Origin of the sequence: Acidovorax sp. BLS4 (assembly GCF_032929295.1) — a bacterium.
Classification (GTDB): Bacteria; Pseudomonadota; Gammaproteobacteria; order Burkholderiales; family Burkholderiaceae_C; genus Paracidovorax.
Genome location: NZ_CP136797.1, coordinates 2,060,604 through 2,080,086, shown reverse-complemented (window position 1 = coordinate 2,080,086; position 19,483 = coordinate 2,060,604). Strand labels below are relative to the sequence as shown.

Genomic DNA, 19,483 nt, shown 5'->3' with positions numbered 1-19,483 from the left:
CATGCCCCTCACCCTCGAACAACTGAATGCCGCCGCCCCCGAAGAGGCCGCGCGCCTGCTGGACGGCCTGTACGAGCATTCGCCGTGGATCGCCGCGCAGGCGCTCGCCGCGCGGCCCTTGCGCTCGCTCGCGCAGTTCAAGCACGCGATGGTGCGCGTGCTGGCCCAGGCGCCGCGCGAGGCGCAGCTGGCCCTGGTGCGCGCCCATCCGGAACTGGCGGGCAAGGCCATGGTGGCGAACGCGCTCACGGCCGAGTCGGCCCGCGAGCAGGGCACGGCCGGCCTCACGCAGTGCACGCCCGACGAGTTCGCGCGCATCCAGCAGCTCAACGCCGAGTACAACGCACGCTTCGGCTTCCCGTTCATCCTCGCGGTGCGCGGCCCGCGCGGCACGGGGCTGCCCCGGCAGGACATCATCGACACCTTCGCGCGCCGGCTTTCCAACCCACCGGACTTCGAACTGGCCGAGGCGCTGCGCAACATCCACCGCATCGCCGAGATCCGCCTGAACGACCTGTTCGGCGTGGCGCCCGCACTGGGCAACGGCGTATGGGACTGGCAGGAAACCCTGGCGCAGCACAGCGACCCGGGCTTTGCCGAGAAGGGCCAGCTCACCGTCACCTACCTGACCGATGCGCACCGCGCCTGCGCGCAGCGCATCAGCCACTGGATGCGCGACTGCGGCTTCGACGAAGTGGCCGTGGACGCGGTGGGCAACGTGGTGGGCCGCTACCACGGCGCCACGCCCGATGCGCCCCTGCTCATGACCGGCAGCCACTACGACACCGTGCGCAACGGCGGCAAGTACGACGGCCGGCTGGGCATCTTCGTGCCCATGGCCTGCGTGCGCGAGTTGCACCGCCAGGGCCGGCGCCTGCCCTTCGGCATCGAGGTGGTGGGCTTTTCGGAGGAGGAAGGCCAGCGCTACAAGGCAACGTTCCTCGGCTCGGGCGCGCTCATCGGCGACTTCGACCCGGCGTGGCTCGACCAGAAGGACGCCGACGGCGTGACCCTGCGCGAGGCCATGCAGCATGCCGGCCTGTGCATCGACGACATTCCGAAGCTGCAGCGCGACCCGGGCCGCTACCTCGGCTTCGTCGAGGTGCACATCGAGCAGGGCCCGGTGCTCAACGAACTGGACCTGCCCCTGGGCGTGGTCACCTCCATCAACGGCAGCGTGCGCTTCGTGGGCGAGATGCACGGCATGGCGAGCCACGCCGGCACCACGCCCATGGACCGGCGCCGCGATGCGGCCGCGGCCGTGGCCGAACTCATCCTCGCGGTGGAGGCGCGTGCCGCGCGCGACGGCGACTCGGTGGGCACCGTGGGCCTGCTGAACGTGCCCGGCGGCTCCATCAACGTGGTGCCGGGGCGCTGCCAGTTCAGCCTGGACCTGCGCGCCCCCACCGATCCCCAGCGCGATGCGCTGGTGGCCGATGTACTGGCTGCGCTGCAGTCCATCGCCGCGCGGCGCGGCATGCACTACACGCTGGAAGAAACCATGCGCGCCGCCGCCGCGCCCAGCGCACCCGCGTGGCAGCAGCGCTGGGAACGCGCGGTGGACGCACTGGGCGTGCCGGTGCACCGCATGCCCAGCGGTGCCGGGCACGACGCCATGAAGCTGCACGAAATCATGCCGCAGGCCATGCTGTTCGTGCGCGGCCTGAACAGCGGCATCAGCCACAACCCCCTGGAAAGCACGACCAGCGACGACATGCAGCTCGCCGTCGACGCCTTCTCCCACCTTCTGAACCAACTGGCCACCGAAACCCCATGAGCAGCACCTACCAATCACTGGACGCCTGGATCGACCAACATTTCGACGAAGAAGTGCGCTTTCTGCAGGCGCTGGTGCGCGTGCCCACCGACACGCCGCCCGGCAACAACGCACCGCACGCCGAGCGCACGGCAGAGCTGCTGCAGGCTTTCGGCTACGAGGCCGAGCGCCACCCCGTGCCCGACTCCGAGGTCAAGGCCTACGGCATGGAATCCATCACCAACCTCATCGTGCGCCGGCCGTATGGCGAGGGCGCCACCGCCGCGGGCGGCCGCACCGTGGCGCTCAATGCCCACGGCGACGTGGTGCCGCCCGGCGAAGGCTGGACGCACGACCCCTACGGCGGCGAGATCGTGGACGGCAAGATCTACGGCCGCGCCACCGCGGTGAGCAAGAGCGATTTCGCCAGCTTCACCTTCGCCCTTCGCGCCCTGGAGGCCGTGGCGAAACCGACCAAGGGCGCGGTGGAACTGCACTTCACCTACGACGAAGAGTTCGGCGGCGAACTGGGCCCGGGCTGGCTGCTGCGCCAGGGCCTGACGCGGCCCGATCTGCTGCTGGCCGCCGGCTTCAGCTACGAGGTCGTCACGGCGCACAACGGCTGCCTGCAGATGGAGGTGACCGTGCACGGCAAGATGGCCCATGCCGCCATTCCCCACACCGGCGTGGACGCGCTGCAGGGCGCGGTCGCGATCCTGAACGCCCTCTATGCGCAGAACGCCCGCTACCAGCAGATCACCTCGAAGGTGGACGGCATCGAGCACCCCTACCTGAACGTCGGCCGCATCGAAGGCGGCACCAACACCAACGTGGTCCCGGGCAAGGTCGTGTTCAAGCTCGACCGCCGCATGATCCCCGAGGAAAACCCCGCCGAGGTCGAGGCCGACATCCGCCGCGTGATCGCCGAGGCCGCCGCGGGCTGCGTCGGCATCACGGTGGACATCAAGCGCCTGCTGCTGGCCAACGCCATGCAGCCGCTGCCGGGCAACGCCCCGCTGGTGGCCGCGCTGCAAAAGCACGGCGAGGCACTCTTCGGCCAGCCGATCCCGGCCATGGGCACGCCGCTGTACACGGACGTACGCCTGTACGGCGAGGCCGGCATTCCCGGCGTGATCTACGGCGCCGGCCCGCGCACCGTGCTGGAGTCGCACGCCAAGCGCGCCGACGAGCGCCTGGACCTGGAAGACCTGCGGCGCGCGACCAAGGTGGTGGCGCGGACGCTGCACGACCTGCTGGGGTGAAGAGAGGACGGCGGCTCGCCGGTCAGGGCATGACGGCGGACGCCGGCAGCCTGGGGCAATCCGTACATTCCGGCGGTACGTTCTCGAAAACGATGTCGCGCCCGACCTGCACTGCATTGACGGGCGGATTCAGCCACCAGTAGAGCTCCCCGTTCATCCAGAGATCCACCACATTGCTTTCACCAAGAAGGGTTTCAGGCTGGATGCGGTATAGCCGGGCAAATGCAGGCATCTTGAAATCATGGTGGATGAGACTTTGCAGGTACGACGCCTCGTAATACTCGACTCGGTAGACCTTTCGAGGACTGATCGCGGTATGAAACAGGCGGGGTTGCGAACCCTGCCAGAGCCCGCTTACGAGCCCTAAAAAAATCGACAGCCAAAAGACTTTTTTCAGGTGGTTGCGGACGATTTGCATACGCTCACCAGGAGAATTTCTGCGGAAAAGGCAATTTGATTCGATGCACGTTTGAAAGCACCATGAAATCACCGCCCCGGTGATGCTTCTCTCTCCAACGGCGAAAGTCTTGGTTTTGCACGATGTACTTGTAGCGCTGCACGGATGAAGGGGCCTCGTCTACTGTCACTTCTTCAATCGGCACATTCAATCTGGTGCGAATACCGCATTCCATGCCGTTGAATCCCCAGCAACCCAAAGGCTGAGAAATGAAAGATCGGCTGTCATTGAAATCGTACGCATCCCGCAGGTAAAAACCCAATTCGTCGATTTCCACAGTGACCCGCCCCTGCCCTGAAGAAGAGACCATTCCAGACACAGCCACCTTGAGTTGTGCTTCTCCCATCGCCCCATAAAAGTCGTCCATCGGATCGCTCCATTGGCCAAAGACAAGAAAGTTCACCTGGCAAGTATTTTCAAGAACTTTGGCGGGCAGGGCTAAATTCCCGAGACGCCAGCACTGTTGGACAAAAAGCTGGTCCCCGACCCGGCGCTTCAACATTGCCAATCCAGCTGGACTTGCCCAATTGGCTTGCAGCCTTGCCATCGCATCTCTAACACGAGCAAAGCCAAGAGCCCATTGCATGCTCACGAGATCTTCCGCAAGTTGCGAAGAAGGTATTTGACTCAATCGCTGGCCCTCCGCGCTGGCTTTCACCTCTGGGGTGATTTGATACGCCGCCCCGTTGAACCACCGCTCCATCAAGTTCGACGCCACCGGCCACCCCAGCCGGGACCGCATCACATTCGGAATGTCACGCAGCTGAAAAAGCCGTGTGGCGTACTTGGGCGCGAGCTTGCGCGCCAGTTCAGCGCGCAGTGCGGCTTGCGGCACTGTCACGATGTCATTCATGGCTTCACTCCCTTTGTTATTCATGCCTTCCATTGGCAGGCGCGAATGATAGGCAGGAGTTCAGTGAATACAGTCACCCGAATGGTGATTAATAGTTACCAATCGAAAGCCTGCGGTTCCACGGATCGGTCTCCGAACCGACACCGGCGCTCTTCCGTGGAGCCTGCGCCACACACGGGATAACCCCCAACCCGCCGGGCCGGCGAATGTCTACATTTCTTGTATGCAAGATTGGTGAACCAATGTGACGACTCTCGGAGATCCCATGCAACGCTTCTTCCGTTCCCTGTTCGGCCGGGTGGTCCTGGCCCTGATCGCCGGCGTCATCGTCGGTCTGCTTTGGCCCCAGTGGGCGGTGCAGCTCAAGCCCCTGGGCGACGGCTTCATCAAGCTCATCAAGATGCTGATCCCGCTCATCGTGTTCTGCGTGGTGGTGCATGGCATCGCGGGCACGGGGGATCTGAAGCGGGTGGGCCGCGTGGGGATCAAGTCGCTGATCTATTTCGAGGTGGTCACCAGCATCGCGCTGGTCCTGGGGCTGGTGCTGGCCTTCGTGTTCGAGCCGGGTGTCGGCATGAACGTGGACCCGCGGGCGCTGGACGCCTCGGCCATGGGCGCCTATGCCGACAACGCCAACAAGCTGGCGGGGGGCGGCTTCAGCGACTTTTTGCTCAAGCTGATTCCCAACACGGCGATCAGCGCGTTCTCCACGGGCGACGTGCTGCAGGTGCTGCTGTTTTCCATCGTGTTCGGCTGTGCGCTGTCGCTGGTGGGCGAGCGCGGCGCCCGGGTGGTCTCGCTCATCGATGATTTTTCCGCCGTGCTGTTCAAGGCGATGGGCCTGATCATCCAACTCGCACCCCTGGGCGTGCTGGGGGCCATCGCCTTCACGGTGGGCAAGTACGGCATCGGCTCGCTCAAGCAGCTGGGCCTGCTGGTCGCGCTGTTCTATGCGGCAGTGTTCATCTTCGTGGTCGTGGTGCTGGGGCTGATCATGCGGTTTTCGGGCTTCAGCCTGTTCAAGCTGCTGCGCTACCTGCGCGAGGAGCTGGCCGTGGTGTTCGCCACCACGTCGTCCGACAGCGTGCTGCCGCAGGTCATGGCCAAGCTCAAGCACATGGGCATCCGCGACTCGACCGTGGGCCTGGTGATTCCCACGGGCTATTCGTTCAACCTGGACGCGTTCTCGATCTACATCACCCTGGCGGCGGTGTTCATCGCGCAGGCCACGAACACGCCGATTTCCATGGCGGACCTGCTGACGATCCTGGCGATCTCGCTGGTGACCTCCAAGGGCGCGCACGGCGTGCCGGGCTCGGCCATCGTGGTGCTGGCGGCCACGCTGCATGCGATTCCGGCCATTCCCGCGATCGGCCTGGTGCTGGTGCTGTCGGTGGACTGGTTCATGGGCATCGCCCGCGCGGTGGGCAACCTGATCGGCAACTGCGTGGCCACGGTGGCCATCGCCTCGTGGGAAGGCGACATCGACCGGAACCGAGCACATGCCGTGCTGGATGGCAAGGCGCTGGATGCGCCCACGGACGTGTAGTGCGGCTTCCACACACATTCCAGGATGCTGTAAGCACCGGTAACGCAACTACGGTGTAATGCAGGACTTCTTTTTCCGAGGCCGCCATGATCCAGTCTCTGCGCTCCAAGATCCTCGTCATCAGCACCGCCACCGTCGTCTGTGCCCTGGCGGTGACCGGTGCCGCCACCTACTCCATCACCCGCACCAACACGTTCGAGACCATCGAACAGGACCTGAACGCCATCACGGCGGGCAACACGATGGCCATCGACCAGTGGGTGTCCGCCAAGGCGGCCGCCGTGAACGCCACCGCGGCGGTCGTGGAACTGGGCGATCCGCAGGGCTACGTGGCCCTGATGGGCAAGGCCAACGGCTTTCCCATCACCACCGTGGGCTGGGAGGACAAGACCTTCAAGTCCACCACGCAGACCCCCGCGGGCTATGACCCGACGGCCCGCCCCTGGTACAAGGCGGCGGTGCAGGCCGGCAAGCTGGCGGTCACCAAGCCCTATGGCGACTCCACCACCGGTGTGCCCTATGTGGCCTTCGTCGCGCCGCTGCTGCGCAACGGCGCGCTGCAGGGCGTGGTCAACGGCGCCGTGCCGCTGGAGGGCGTGCGCGAAGTGGTCGCCGCCATCCGCCCCACGCCGAGCAGCCTGGGCTTCGTGGTGAACAGCGACGGCCAGATCCTGGCCCACGCGGACGCCAAGCTCAGCCTCAAGCCGGTGACCGAACTCTCGCCCCTGCTCACCCCCGCCGCCATGGCCTCGCTCGCAAGCGCGACGCGGTCGATGGAGGTGGAGCTCAACGGCAGCGCCAAGCTGCTCAAGGCCCGCCCGGTGCAGGGCACCGACTGGTCGCTGATCGTGGCCCTGGACAAGGCCGAGGCCACCACCGGCCTGCGCAGCGTGCTGCAGACGCTGGCCGTGGCCATCGTGCTGCTGGCCGTGCTGGCGGCTGCGGTGGGCGCGATGCTCACCGCCAAGTCGTTCCGCCGTCTGTCGGAGGTGCGCGACGCCATGGACGAGATCGGCTCGGGCGGCGGCGACCTGACGCACCGTCTGCCCGTCTCCGGCAGCGACGAGGTGGCGCAGATTGCCTCGTCGTTCAATGCCTTCGTGGACAAGATCGGCACCGTGCTGCAGGACGTGCGCCATGGCGTCGAATCGATGAAGACGGCCACCGACGAAATCAAGGCCGGCAACCACGACCTGTCCAACCGCACCGAGACCTCGGCCAGCAACCTGCAGGAAACCTCGGCCTCGCTGTCGCAGCTCACCGTCACCGTCAAGCAGTCCGCCGAAGCGGCGGCGCAGGCCACGCGCCTGGCCACCTCGGCCAGCGCATCGGCCAGCAAGGGCGGCGAAGTGGTGGCCAGCGCTGTCACCACCATGGACGAGATCTCCAAGGCCTCGTCCAAGATCGGCGAGATCATCGGCGTGATCGACTCCATCGCCTTCCAGACCAACATCCTGGCCCTGAACGCGGCCGTGGAAGCCGCCCGTGCCGGCGAGAACGGCCGGGGCTTCGCGGTGGTGGCGAGCGAGGTGCGCAGCCTGGCGCACCGCAGCGCCACGGCGGCCAAGGAGATCAAAACGCTCATCGACGCCTCGGGCGTGAGCGTGACGACCGGCACCCAGCGCGTGCGCGCGGCGGGCGAGACCATGGGCGAGATCGTGGACAGCATCCAGCGCGTCACGCAGATCATCGGCGAGATCAACAGCTCGATGACCGAGCAGAGCGCCGGCATCGGCCAGATCAACCAGGCCGTCGCCGAGATGGACCGCGCCACGCAGCAGAACGCCGCGCTGGTCGAGGAGTCCACCGCCGCCTCGGGCGTGCTCAACGAGCAGGCGCACAACCTCTCGCGCACCGTGGCCGGCTTCACGCTGGACAAGCACGCCGCAGGCCACGGCGGCGCGGCGCCCCTCGCCCTGCCACGCTGAAAAGCGACGGCCGCCACCGCCCCTTGCCCACCATGAACGGTGCCAGCAGCCAGACCCAGATCGCCCAGCAGGTGGTGGAATCCATCCTGGCGCAAAAGCTCGCCCCCGGCGAGCGGCTGGGCGAGCAGGCGCTGGCCACCCTGTTCGGCGTGAGCCGCACCCTGGTGCGCGAGGCGCTCATGCAACTGCAGGCGCGCGGCTTCGTCGAGGTGCGGCCGCGCCGGGGCTGGTACGTGGTGGAGCCTTCGGTGGAAGACGCCCGCGATGCCTTCTCGGCGCGGCGCATCGTGGAATCCGGCATCCTGGCCGAAGCCGGGCGGCCGCTGCAGGCGGTGGTGCGCCGCCTGCGCCAGCACATCGCGCAGGAGCAGCAGGCCATCGACGATGCGGATGCCGCCACCCGGGCCTTTCTGCTGGCCGACTTCCACGTGTGCCTGGCCGAAGCCCTGGGCCACCGCAGCCTGAGCGGCATCCTGCGTGACCTCACCGCGCGCACCACGCTGGCCGCCTCGCTCTACCAGTCGCGCCACGAGGCCAGCCAGTCGTGCGCCGAGCACGCCGCCATCGTCGAGGCCCTCGAGCGCGGCGATACGGCCCTGGCGCGCGAGCGCATGCTGGCGCACATCGGGCATGTGGAGCAGGCGCTCGATTCGCAGGCGCCCCGCACGCACGACCGCCTGCGCGACTCGCTGGCGCCGCTGCCGGCGCGGGACGGCACGCGGGGCTGATTCGCACGCGCCAGCCCATCGGGGGCGCCACCGGTTCGCCATCCCATCTCCGTTTAGAGGCAGTTCCCCAGGCGGCAGGGGCGGCGCGGGCGTAGCATTCGTGCCCCACAGCGACAGACACGACCCGCCACCATGCCCCCCACCGAAGGTCGTGCCCCGCCCGTCGGCCGCTCCCCGCTCGGGCGCCCCAGCGCCCAGCGCGCGCAGGAGCTGCGCCAGATCATTGTCGATGTGGCAGCCGCCCTCATGCTGGAGCACGGCTACGCGGGCACCAGCATGGAAGCCATCGCCACTGCGGCGGGCGTGACGAAGCGCACCATCTACACCCGGTTCGAGTCCAAGGAAAACCTGCTGCGCGAGGTGCTGGCGGCCGCCGCGCTGCCGGCATTGCAACTCGATTTCCAGTTCGCGCCCGGCCTGCCCCTGCAGGACAAGCTGGTGCGGATCGGCATGGAAATGAATGCCACGCTGCTGCACCCCGGCATGCAGAACTGGCTTCGATTCTCCATCCATGGCATCGCGCTCCACCCGGAGCTGGCCCCGCTGGTCCATGGATTGATCGAGCAATACCTGGCGCTGCTGGCACGGCATCTGGCGGACTTGTTCGCCAGCGAAGCCATGGTGGTGGAGGACTTGCCCACCCTGGCGAAGGTGTTCGCCAGCCTGATCTCGTCGCCGGCGCAGAACCTGGCGGCCTTCGCGATGCATCCCGGATCGCCCGAGGAGCAGGCGCAGCTCATGCACCGGTCCGTGGCGGTGTTCCTGGCCGGCTGCCGCGCCACCTGAGCGCCAGCAGGGTTTCAACATCTCCTCTTGTTGTTGCTTGCTGACAGGCCTGGCCATTAATGAAACCCATCAGTTTCATTTCTGATAGGATTTGAAACAATTGGTTACACAGGCAGTGGCACGGTCCCGCGACGGGTTTCTGCAAGGCTTCGCCATCCGCTCCCACAACGACAAAAGACAACAGCGGCTCTCGACCTTGCTGGCAAGAGGTGCGTCACGGCGCCTCTTGAATCAACGCCCCTCCACCCAGTGCTCACGAGGCACGGGCCATTCCTGCGGCAATCCAATGCGTCGCCAGCGCCACCGCTGGTTTTTGACAATCCAAACGGGCTTCGAAAATGGAATGGTTTAAACGAATGAAGGTCGGCACCAAGCTGATCGCCGGCTTTCTGGCAGTCGCGGCGATCGGCGCGTTGATCGGTACGGCCGGCATCCTGCGATCCAGTGAGATCAATGACCTGGCAGACCTGATGTACGAGCGCGAGGTGGTCGGCCTGTCCCATGCGGCGGACGCCAATATCCAGCTCATCGCTGCAGGCCGGGCGATTCGCAATGCCCTGCTCGCATCGACGCAGGAGGAGCGGCGTACCCACACGGAATCGGTGCAGGCCCGCTTGAAGGCGATGCACGAATCGCTGAACAAGACAGACAACTTCTCCGTGACGGCACAGGGCAAAGCCCTAGTGGCCGAGAGCCAGAAAGCCGCCAAGGCCTACGACGATGGCATTCAATCCGTCCTCGCGCTGCTGCAGACAGAAGAATTGGCGAACACGCGTGCCTCGGTGACCAGAATCCACGAAGTCAGGCAGCTCGCCGACAAGGCCGACGAGCTGCTGGGACAGATCGTCGAACGCAAGCGCAGCAATGCCAAGAGCCTGAACGACAAGACCACCGAGATCTACCTCCAGGTGCGCCTCATCCTCATCTGCCTCACGATCGGCGGCGTGGTCCTGGGCATCCTGATCGGCGTCCTGCTCACGCGGGGGCTCACGCGCCAACTGGGCGGCGAGCCCGCCGATGTGGCACGGGTGGCCGGTGCCATCGCGCAGGGAAATCTGACCTTCCCCATCGACACCTCCCGCGCTGCTCCGGGCAGCGTGGTGGCGGCCATGCAGACCATGCAGACCTCGCTGCGCGAGGTGGTCGGCACGGTGCGCGCGAGCAGCGGCAACATCGCCGTGGGCGCGACCCAGATCGCCACCGGCAACGCCGACCTGTCGCAACGCACCGAAGAGCAGGCGAGCAACCTGGAGGAAACCGCTGCCTCCATGGAGGAGCTGACCAGCACGGTGATGAGCAGCGCGGACACCGCCAAGCAGGCCGCCCAACTGGCCCAGTCCGCCAGCCAGGCCGCCCAAAAGGGCGGCGAGGTGGTCGGGCAGGTCGTGTCGATGATGGGGGAGATCAACCACTCGTCCCAGCGGATCGCCGACATCATCGGCGTCATCGACGGCATCGCGTTCCAGACCAACATCCTGGCCCTCAATGCCGCCGTCGAGGCGGCCCGGGCCGGCGAGCAGGGCCGCGGTTTCGCGGTGGTGGCCAGCGAGGTCCGCAGCCTCGCCCAAAAGAGCGCCGAAGCCGCCAAGGAGATCAAGACGCTCATCCACGACAGCGTGGACAAGGTGGCCAACGGAAGCCAGCTCGTCAATGCGGCGGGCACCTCCATGGAGGACATCGTCGGGCAGGTCCAGCGCGTCAGCCACCTGATCCAGGAGATCACGTCGGCGACCCAGGAGCAGACCTCGGGCATCAGCCAGATCAACGAAGCCGTGATGCAGCTCGACCAGGTGACGCAGCAGAACGCGGCCCTGGTGGAGGAATCCGCAGCGGCGGCTGACAGCCTCGACCAGCAGGTCAAGCAGCTGGTGGCCGCCGTGGGCGTCTTCAAGCTCGACGAAGCCGCACCCCTGCCTTCGGCACCGCCGGCTGCGGCCAGGGCGAATGCCCCGCTCCTGCGCCCGCGCGAGGCGCCTGTGCATCGCAGCCAGCCGGCCCGCACCCTCCCCCACGCCAGGGCGGCGGCACGGCCCGCGCCGGCACGGGCTGCGCCGCGCGCGCTGCCTCCGAAGGACAGCCAGGAAGCGTGGGAAAGCTTCTGAAGCCGTGCGATGGCGGCGCGATGGCGACACCATGGCGACGGGATGCCCGCACCATGGCGGCGCCATCGCGCGGGCCCTTGCGAACGCGTTGCACGCCATGCGCAATCCGCATTGGCAGGGAGGATTTCCGCGCCCCGCTTGGAGTAAGCTCCCTGCGCATTTCTCCCTAGGATCTCCATCCATGACACAACACACACTGTCCGCAGCCGAGCAGGCCCTGCGCGAAGCCGCGCTCGAATACCACCGCAACCCCAGCCGCGGCAAGATCTCGGTCACGCCGACCAAGCCGCTGTCCAACCAGCGCGACCTGTCGCTGGCCTATTCGCCGGGCGTGGCCTACCCCTGCCTGGACATCCAGGCCGACCCGTCGCTGGCGTTCGACTACACGGCGCGCGGCAACCTGGTGGGTGTGATCACCAACGGCACGGCCGTGCTGGGCCTGGGCGACATCGGTCCGCTGGCCGGCAAGCCGGTGATGGAGGGCAAGGGCTGCCTGTTCAAGAAGTTCGCGGGCGTGGACGTGTTCGACATCGAGCTGGCCGAGCGCGATCCCGACAAGCTGGTGGAGATCATCGCGTCGCTGGAGCCCACGCTGGGCGGCATCAACCTGGAAGACATCAAGGCGCCCGAGTGCTTCTACATCGAGCGCGAACTCTCCAAGCGCCTGAACATCCCGGTGTTCCACGATGACCAGCACGGCACGGCCATCATCTCCAGCGCCGCGCTGCTGAACGGCCTGGAACTGGTGGGCAAGGAGATCGGCGCGGTGAAGGTGGCCGTGTCGGGCGCGGGCGCCGCCGCCATCGCCTGCCTGGACGTGATGGTGGGCCTGGGCGTGAAGCGCGAGCACATCTTCGTGGTGGACTCCAAGGGCGTGATCCACGACGGCCGCGCGAACCTCGACGAATCCAAGGCCCGCTACGCGCAAAAGACCGAGGCCCGCACGCTGGCCGACGTGGTCAACGGCGCCGACGTGTTCCTGGGCTGCTCGGCCCCCGGCGTGCTGACGGCCGAGATGGTCAAGACCATGGCCGACAAGCCGATCATCCTGGCCCTGGCCAACCCCGAGCCCGAGATCCGCCCCGAGCTGGCCAAGGCCGTACGCCCCGACTGCATCATCGCCACGGGCCGTTCGGACTATCCGAACCAGGTCAACAACGTGCTGTGCTTTCCGTACATCTTCCGCGGCGCGCTCGACTGCGGCGCCACCAAGATCACGCAGGAGATGAAGCTGGCCTGCGTGCGCGAGATCGCCGACCTCGCCAAGGCCGAGATGAGCGACGAGGTGGCCGCGGCCTATGCGGGCCAGGAGCTGTCCTTCGGCCCCGACTACCTCATCCCCACGCCCTTCGACGTGCGCCTGATCCTGCGCATCGCCCCCGCCGTGGCCAAGGCGGCCGAGGCCTCGGGCGTGGCCACGCGGCCCATCCAGGACTACGCGGCCTACCGCGAAAGCCTCACCCGCTTCGTCTACCAGACCAGCATGTTCATGCGCCCGGTCTTCACCGCCGCCAAGGCCGCCCCCCAGCGCGTGGCCTATGCCGAGGGCGAGGACGACCGCGTGCTGCGCGCGGCGCAGGTGGCGGTCGACGAAGGCCTGGCGCGTCCGATCCTGATCGGCCGCCCCGCCGTCATCGCCACGCGCATCGCGAAGGCCGGCCTGCGGCTGCAGCCGGGCAAGGACGTGGAGATCTGCAACCCCGAGGACGATCCGCGCTTTCGCCAGTACTGGGAGGCCTACCACCAGCTCATGGGCCGCGACGGCATCACGCCCGAGGCCGCCAAGGCCGCGGTGCGCCGCTCCAACACGCTGATCGGCGCGCTCATGGTGCGCCTGGGCGACGCCGACGCGCTGCTGTGCGGGCTGGTGGGCCGCTTCGACCACCACCTGGAGCATGTGCGCCAGGTGATCGGCCTGAAGGAAGGCACGCCGGACTTCGCCACGGTGAACGCGCTCACGCTGGACCAGCACACGCTGTTCATCGCCGACACGTACATCAACGAGGCGCCCGATGCCGAGCAACTGGCCGCGATCGCGCTGATGGCGGCAGAGGAAGTGCAGCGCTTCGGCCTGCCGCCGAAGGTGGCGTTCCTGTCGCACTCCAACTACGGCTCGTCCACGCGCCCCTCGGCCCGCAAGATGCGCGCGGCACGCGACCTGTTCGTGAAGGCGGCGCCCCACATCGAGTGCGACGGCGAACTGCACGGTGACTCGGCCCTGTCGGAGAAGATCCGCCACACCGCGCTGCTGGAAGGCACGCTGTCGGGCTCGGCCAACGTGCTGATCTGCCCCAACCTGGACGCGGCGAACATTCTGTTCAACGTGCTCAAGACCACCGGCAGCCACGGCACCACCATCGGCCCGATCCTGCTGGGTGCCGCGGCATCGGCCCATGTGCTGACGCCCTCCTCCACCGTGCGCCGCGTGGTCAACATGACCGCGCTGGCCGCGGCGAACGCGGCAGCGGCCAAGGCTCGCTGAACGCAAGGGCTCCGTCAGCACCATCCCCGCCCGGGGGATGGTGCTGACGGCTGGCGCCTGCGCAAGGCACGGCGCCCCAAGACCGGCTGACATCCCCGGGATGGAAGATCGATCCCCCGCGCCTCACGCGCGGCGGGGCCTTTGTGCCGGAACATCCAGGCGGTTGTCGATGTGCGAGGCCTCGGCCGCCTCCACGCTCGCCATCTGCACCACCAGATCCACGCCCTGCGTCTTCTGCACCGTGTTGCGCTCGTACGAGCGCAGCGAATAGGGCTGCTTGGCCGCTGGGTCCTTCCACTGCGCCTCGATCGTTTCGGCCAGCGCGGAGACCGCCTGCGGCAGGCCGCTCGGGTGCTGCGCGCACAGCTGCATCGACGAGCGGTAGGCATCGTCGCGCGCGCGGGCCTCGGGCGTCACGATGTAGCGTGCGGCGAAGCTGTGGGTGGGCACCGCGTGGTCGCGGATGTCGGCCAGCAGGCCATCCAGGCGTTCAGGGTCGGCGCCGGCCTCCACCCATTCTCCGAGCTCCGGCGTCACCGCGTTCATGAAGGCGTCGACCTTCTGGTACTCGGTCTCGACGAACGACATCGGGTGCAGGCGGCCGTCCTCGTACACCGCCTCCCGCCGCTGGAACTGGCCCGCGAGGATGTGCTCCGCGCTCACGCCGGCTTGCACCGCCGCGAGCGCCAGGTCCACCCCGCCGGAAAACGAGGTGCTCGAAGCCACGCTGGCGGACGGGCCGGCCGACACCTTGGCCCCGGCCCCGACCCGCGTGGCATGTCCCGCGATCGACCGCTCCACGCGCATGCGCCCGGTGGCGTCGGCATAGTGCTTGGTGACGTTGCGCTGGGCCTCCACGAAGCCGCCCACGCCGGCGCTCACCTTGGCCCCCCATTTGCCGATCGAACCCATCAGGTCCGCCCCCAGCCCATGCCGGCGGCGGCCATCGCCGGCCAGGCCGATGCGGTTGACCGTCAGCTCGGGAAAGTCCTGCAGCAGGCGCTGCAGCAGCGGGGTGGCGTCGTCCGCCTGCGCCCCGCCCTCGCTGCCGTCGAGCAACGCGTCCACCAGCGCCGAGAACTCCGCCCGCAGCTCCGGCACCGGCCGGCCGACCCGCGGCAGGCGCAGGGAGATGCCCTGGATTTCGGCCTCTTCCTTGCCGTAGAACACGGTATCGAGGTTGACCCCCGCCTTGGCCACACCGATGTCCGGCCCGACGAAGGCGCCGACCCCGATCTGCTTGGAGGCCTGGCGCTGCGATCCCAGCACCAGCTCCATGTCATAGGGAGGCATGGCGATCTCGAAGACCGCCTGGCGGCCGCGCTGCGCCCGGCCATCGACCCGCCCGCGCAGGAAGAAGGCGCTCGCCACCGCGCTGATCGACGACGTGATCTGCCGCAGCCCCACCCCGACCAGCCCGCCGCTGCTCAGCCGCAGCCGGGAAGAGCCCTCGATGTTGGCGATGATGTCCTTCAGGGCCGAACGCACGGTCTCGCGCGTGATCACCGGCACCCGGGTGTCCCGCCCCTCGGCCTCTTCCTCGGCGCGCACAAGCGCCGTGGAGACGGCCTGCACCCAGGGCGCCTCCTGGGCTGGCGCTCCTTCCTCCGCGGGTTGCGCCGCCTGCGCCCCGTCGCTGCCGCTCGCTGGGCGGACCTCGGCAAACCACGCACTCATCGCCTGCGAATCCAGGCGCAGGTCCGCCAGGGCCTGCAGCTGATTCGATTGGGCCAGTTGCTCCGCCAAACCGGGTCCGGCATTGCTCGACACCAGGACCGCCAGGCGGGCCGCGATGTCGGCGCGGGCCGCCTCGTCGAAGCCGGCCCGCTCCAGCGGCTGCGGTGCCGGCGTCTGCAGGCAATGCTCCAGCACGGCCGCTCGCAGCAAGCCATCGGGCACCAGCCCGGGGCCCGGCGAGCGCGCGCGTCGCGCAGCGGCGGCCAGCGGCTCCACCAGGGCGGCGGCGGCCTGGCGCAGCGCCGTCTCGCGCGCCAGGCGGTGGCGCGCGATGGCCGGGCCCCGCTCCACGTTCTGCGTTCCGTGCCGCAGGGCCCGGAAAGGCGACTTGCCGACGATCGGGTTGCGCAGCAGGCGCGCGCGCTCGGGCGTGGCGCGCTTGATCCAGCGGCCGGTCTTCATCAGGCGGGCGTTGATGGCGGCGAAGTCCGTTCCCGGCCCGGTCTGGAACAGGTCGTTGCGCACGGCGGTCAAGGCCCACTGGTGGGGCTGGGCCGCGTCCACCTCGCCCGCCATGCGCGCCGCCGCGCAGGCGACGGCCTTGCCGGTCAGCGTGTCCAGAGCCGATTCGCTGGCCAGGATGGCAGCAGGATCACCCCGCTCCGCGTGCTGGGGGGGCATCGCCGTTGCGGCCTTGAGCAGCAGCGTGAAGTCCTGGAGGTGGGCCGCATCCACGGGGCGGGCCACGATGGCCTGGAGCACTTCCAGGCCCGTGGGCGTACCGGCCAGGGCGGCCGCCACCTGCCACACCGCCCGCCGTGCCGCCAAGGTGGCATCGCTCGGCTGGCCGGCATCGGAGCGCCGCGGCGAGCCCGGCAGCGACCGGTCAGGGCCGCCATCCAGCGAAGCCGAGGGCGTGTGATAGACCGAACCCCCTTCCATCGACGAAGCCGATGGCGAGCGCGAACCCGGGGGTGACAAGGGAGCCGGCTCGCCGTCGCCCCCGTGCACGGAGCCTTCGGGCGTGTAGAAGACCAAGGCGGCATCATCGTCCGGCGCACCCGCCCGTTGCTGCCAGGCCGCGGCGATTTCCTGCTGCGGATCGAAATCCTGCAGGCGCTCCAGCGCGTCCAGCGCCAGCCGTGCGTCGCCGCCCGTCCCGGCGGCCAGGGCTTCGGCCAGGATCACGGTGGGCGCGCCAGGAAGCCCCGGAATCGGTGCCATGCGCGAAAAATCCAGGTGATTCAGCCCGTGGACCAGGCTCTCCGTCACGCCGAAACCCCGCCGGCCCGGTCCGAACAGCGCATTCGTCAACGCGGAGCCGTCGGGCTCGGCCTGCGCCATGGCATCGAGCAGCACATGGGTGGCTTGGGGCAGGACGGCAGCGGCCTGCGCTGCCGCCGGGACGTTGGCGTGGCCAGCGGCCTCATTCCTGTCCGGCAGAACGCCACGCGGCGGCAAGGTCGATGCTGCGGCGCTGGAGCGGCGACGCGCCGGGCCGTCCAGGGGCGGCCGCACCGCGGTACTGGGGATCGATGGGGTCTGCTGTGTCTGGCCCACGGGCGTGTCAACGCTGAAGCGGGCCAGACCGAAGCGGTTCGAGAGTTTGGAGAGCAAAGACATGCGAGCCATCGTCTTGCCTCGCCTGCCGGCTTTTTTTGGGAGTGCCGAAGCACCCGCCCGGGAAGCGAAACCACCACCTGGGGAAAACCCGCATATCGATATACGGAAACCGTTGGCGATCCAGGCCCGGCCGCCCTTCAGACGGACCCGTCCCGCGTTTTACCAGGCACCCCTGACAATGCCGCCACGTCGCCGTGACCATCCGTCGTGAAGCCGTGGTAGCTGGGGCGCTGCGTCAGCCCTTGTTCGGCCCGGATCGTGTTTTCCGAGGGCTCGGCGCCGGCATGGGCGCCAACGCCGACCGTGCGCAGTTCTGAGGGCAGCAGTGAACGGAAGATCGTCGATTGGGTGACAGGATGCAGGTAAACGGTTTCGTCGGCGGTGCGCGCGGGCTGGATGCCGTGCAGGCTGTCCCGGGCATGAATCAACTCATGTGCCAGCGTGGCGACGTAGTCTGCGGGGCTGGGCTCGCCGTCGCCGGACTCCGGCGTGGGGTACCGCCATGCGACCTCGGGGTCTGTGTAGACCCACACTTCATCCGCACCGGGCGTCTCGCGACCAGGCAAAGGGACCGCCGCCACGAACGGCATGAAGGCACTGGCCCCGGGCCGCTCGCTCAGGTAGGTGTCGATGTCCGAAGGGTTGTGCAAGCCGACACGTTCCTGCGTGGTGTCGTCACGCCGGAACGACCGCGCATGCACTTTGCCATTCTGGGCAGGGGTCAGAACCACCCGCTTGCGCGGAGCCATCGCGGTGATGGCCTCGATCTGCCGCAGCAGCGCACGGCCCGAATCCCGCGAGGCCAGTTGCTGCAGCGCGGACTCGTTGCGCCGCACGAACTCGGCGCCCTGCAGCGCGGGGCCGCTTCCATCTCGGGACGCCCTCTCCGATGTGCGGATGAATACGCCAGGAAAGGCACTGGGCTGGATGGGCATGGCTCCGGCTCGCTCAAAAAAAGAAAATTGAAACACCACGGGGTGATACCGGTCACCACGGATGCGAACGCGCCGCCGGAATACCGAACCCGGCTCTGCCCGCCTTTCTTCCGCCTTTCTTCCGCCTTCCTCCCGCCCTTCGACCGTGCCTGCAGGGGATCCGCCCGCCAGGCACCACTGTGGAGCCCCTCCCGCAGCATGCACCGCATTGGGTCATGCCAGCGCCGCCCCACCAGGGTCAGCGCCTGGAACCGGGCATCGATCTTGCTGATCGGGATGCCATCGACCGACATGACCGGAGCCCTGATGCACAAACGTTCCCTTTTGAAAGCCGGGGTGGCCCTGGCCGCCGCCAGCGCGTTCACCCTGGCCCAGGCCCAGACCTTGACGCCCATCAAGTTCCAGCTCGACTGGCGCTTCGAAGGGCCGGCCGCGTTCTTCCTGCTGCCCACGGCCAAGGGCTACTTCAAGGAGGCCGGGCTGAACGTGGCGGTGGACGCGGGCAACGGCTCCGGCGGCGCCGTGCAGCGCGTGGCCTCGGGCACCTACGACATGGGCTTCGCCGATCTGGCCGCGGTGATGGAATTCCACGCCAACAACCCCGACGCGCAGAACAAGCCCGTGGCCGTCATGATGGTCTACAACAACACGCCGGCCTCGGTCATGGCGCTCAAGAAGAGCGGCATCGCCAAGCCCGCCGACCTGGCCGGCAAGAAGCTGGGTGCCCCGGTGTTCGACGCCGGCCGCCGCGCCTTCCCCATCTTCGCCAAGGCCAACGGCATCGGCAACGTGCAATGGACCGCCATGGACCCGCCGCTGCGCGAGACCATGCTGGTGCGCGGCGACGTGGACGCCATCACCGGCTTCACCTTCACCTCGCTGCTGAACCTGGAGGCGCGCGGCGCCAAGGCCAGCGACGTGGTGGTGCTGCCGTATGCCGACTTCGGCGTGAAGCTGTACGGCAACGTGATCATCGCCAGCCCCAAGCTGGTCAAGGAGAACCCCGAGGCGATCCGCGCCTTCCTCAAGGCCTTCACCAAAGGCGCGAAGGAGGTCATGGCCAACCCGGGCGCCGCCATCGCCTCCGTGAAGGAGCGCGACGGCATCGTGAACGTGGCCCTGGAAACCCGCCGCCTGCAATTGGCCATCGACACCGTGGTCAACAGCGCCGACGCGCGGGCCGAAGGCTTCGGCCAGGCGAAGCCGCAGCGCCTGGCGCTGATGGCCTCGCAGGTGTCCGACGCCTTCAGCACCAAGTCCCGCGTGAACGCCGAGACGGTGTGGAACGGCAGCTTCCTGCCGCCGGCGGCCGAGCTCAACATCCTTCCCAGGAAGTGATGACACC

At 68.0% G+C, this 19,483-nt stretch carries 13 protein-coding genes; 9 read left to right on the top strand and 4 right to left on the bottom strand.

The genetic code is table 11. The features are described from left to right. Nucleotide 1 precedes the first annotated feature (1 nt). Both uraD and R1Z03_RS09635 read left to right on the top strand, forming a co-directional pair. On the top strand, nt 2-1,777 hold the full coding sequence (uraD, locus tag R1Z03_RS09640) for a 2-oxo-4-hydroxy-4-carboxy-5-ureidoimidazoline decarboxylase (protein ID WP_317359064.1): 1,776 nt from the start codon (nt 2-4) through the stop codon (nt 1,775-1,777). Then, on the top strand, nt 1,774-3,018 hold the full coding sequence (locus R1Z03_RS09635; protein WP_317359062.1) for an ArgE/DapE family deacylase: 1,245 nt from the start codon (nt 1,774-1,776) through the stop codon (nt 3,016-3,018). Before uraD ends, R1Z03_RS09635 begins: the two co-directional genes overlap by 4 nt. A gap of 22 nt (nt 3,019-3,040) precedes the next feature. On the opposite strand, the gene R1Z03_RS09630 is transcribed toward R1Z03_RS09635, so the two are convergent. Together R1Z03_RS09630 and R1Z03_RS09625 are read right to left on the bottom strand one after the other, a co-directional pair. Continuing rightward, nucleotides 3,041-3,436, bottom strand: coding sequence for a hypothetical protein (locus R1Z03_RS09630; protein ID WP_317359059.1), 396 nt, complete (start codon nt 3,434-3,436; stop codon nt 3,041-3,043). A 4-nt stretch (nt 3,437-3,440) separates the two neighbouring features. After that, complete coding sequence (locus R1Z03_RS09625) at nt 3,441-4,328, bottom strand: DUF6402 family protein (protein WP_317359056.1); 888 nt, start codon at nt 4,326-4,328, stop codon at nt 3,441-3,443. Between the two features lie 265 nt (nt 4,329-4,593). Between R1Z03_RS09625 and R1Z03_RS09620 the strand changes: the two genes are divergently transcribed. The 6 genes from R1Z03_RS09620 to R1Z03_RS09595 all read left to right on the top strand — a co-directional run bounded on the left by R1Z03_RS09620 (nt 4,594) and on the right by R1Z03_RS09595 (nt 13,903). After that, a complete protein-coding gene (locus R1Z03_RS09620; RefSeq protein ID WP_317359053.1) occupies nt 4,594-5,877 on the top strand; it encodes a C4-dicarboxylate transporter DctA in 1,284 nt (427 codons plus the stop codon). A gap of 86 nt (nt 5,878-5,963) precedes the next feature. Continuing rightward, on the top strand, nt 5,964-7,805 hold the full coding sequence (locus R1Z03_RS09615) for a methyl-accepting chemotaxis protein (RefSeq protein WP_317359051.1): 1,842 nt from the start codon (nt 5,964-5,966) through the stop codon (nt 7,803-7,805). Between the two features lie 32 nt (nt 7,806-7,837). Further along, nucleotides 7,838-8,533, top strand: a complete 696-nt coding sequence (locus tag R1Z03_RS09610) for a GntR family transcriptional regulator (protein WP_272567760.1) — start codon at nt 7,838-7,840, stop codon at nt 8,531-8,533. Between the two features lie 132 nt (nt 8,534-8,665). Further along, a complete protein-coding gene (locus tag R1Z03_RS09605) occupies nt 8,666-9,319 on the top strand; it encodes a TetR/AcrR family transcriptional regulator (protein WP_317359048.1) in 654 nt (217 codons plus the stop codon). Between the two features lie 356 nt (nt 9,320-9,675). Then, on the top strand, nt 9,676-11,421 hold the full coding sequence (locus R1Z03_RS09600) for a methyl-accepting chemotaxis protein (protein ID WP_317359046.1): 1,746 nt from the start codon (nt 9,676-9,678) through the stop codon (nt 11,419-11,421). Nucleotides 11,422-11,602: 181 nt separating this feature from the next. After that, the gene (locus tag R1Z03_RS09595; RefSeq protein WP_284411130.1) at nt 11,603-13,903 is read left to right on the top strand and encodes an NADP-dependent malic enzyme; all 2,301 of its coding nucleotides are present in this window, start codon (nt 11,603-11,605) and stop codon (nt 13,901-13,903) included. Nucleotides 13,904-14,026: 123 nt separating this feature from the next. Here R1Z03_RS09595 and R1Z03_RS09590 read toward each other — a convergent pair whose 3' ends face one another. Further along, nucleotides 14,027-17,203, bottom strand: a complete 3,177-nt coding sequence (locus R1Z03_RS09590; RefSeq protein ID WP_317359044.1) for a hypothetical protein — start codon at nt 17,201-17,203, stop codon at nt 14,027-14,029. A 137-nt stretch (nt 17,204-17,340) separates the two neighbouring features. Next, the gene (locus R1Z03_RS09585) at nt 17,341-18,138 is read right to left on the bottom strand and encodes a M91 family zinc metallopeptidase (protein ID WP_317359042.1); all 798 of its coding nucleotides are present in this window, start codon (nt 18,136-18,138) and stop codon (nt 17,341-17,343) included. 306 nt (nt 18,139-18,444) lie between these two features. On the opposite strand from R1Z03_RS09585, the gene R1Z03_RS09580 reads away from it, so the two are divergent. Next, on the top strand, nt 18,445-19,476 hold the full coding sequence (locus tag R1Z03_RS09580) for an ABC transporter substrate-binding protein (RefSeq protein WP_317359040.1): 1,032 nt from the start codon (nt 18,445-18,447) through the stop codon (nt 19,474-19,476). The last annotated feature ends 7 nt before the right edge of the window (nt 19,477-19,483 follow it).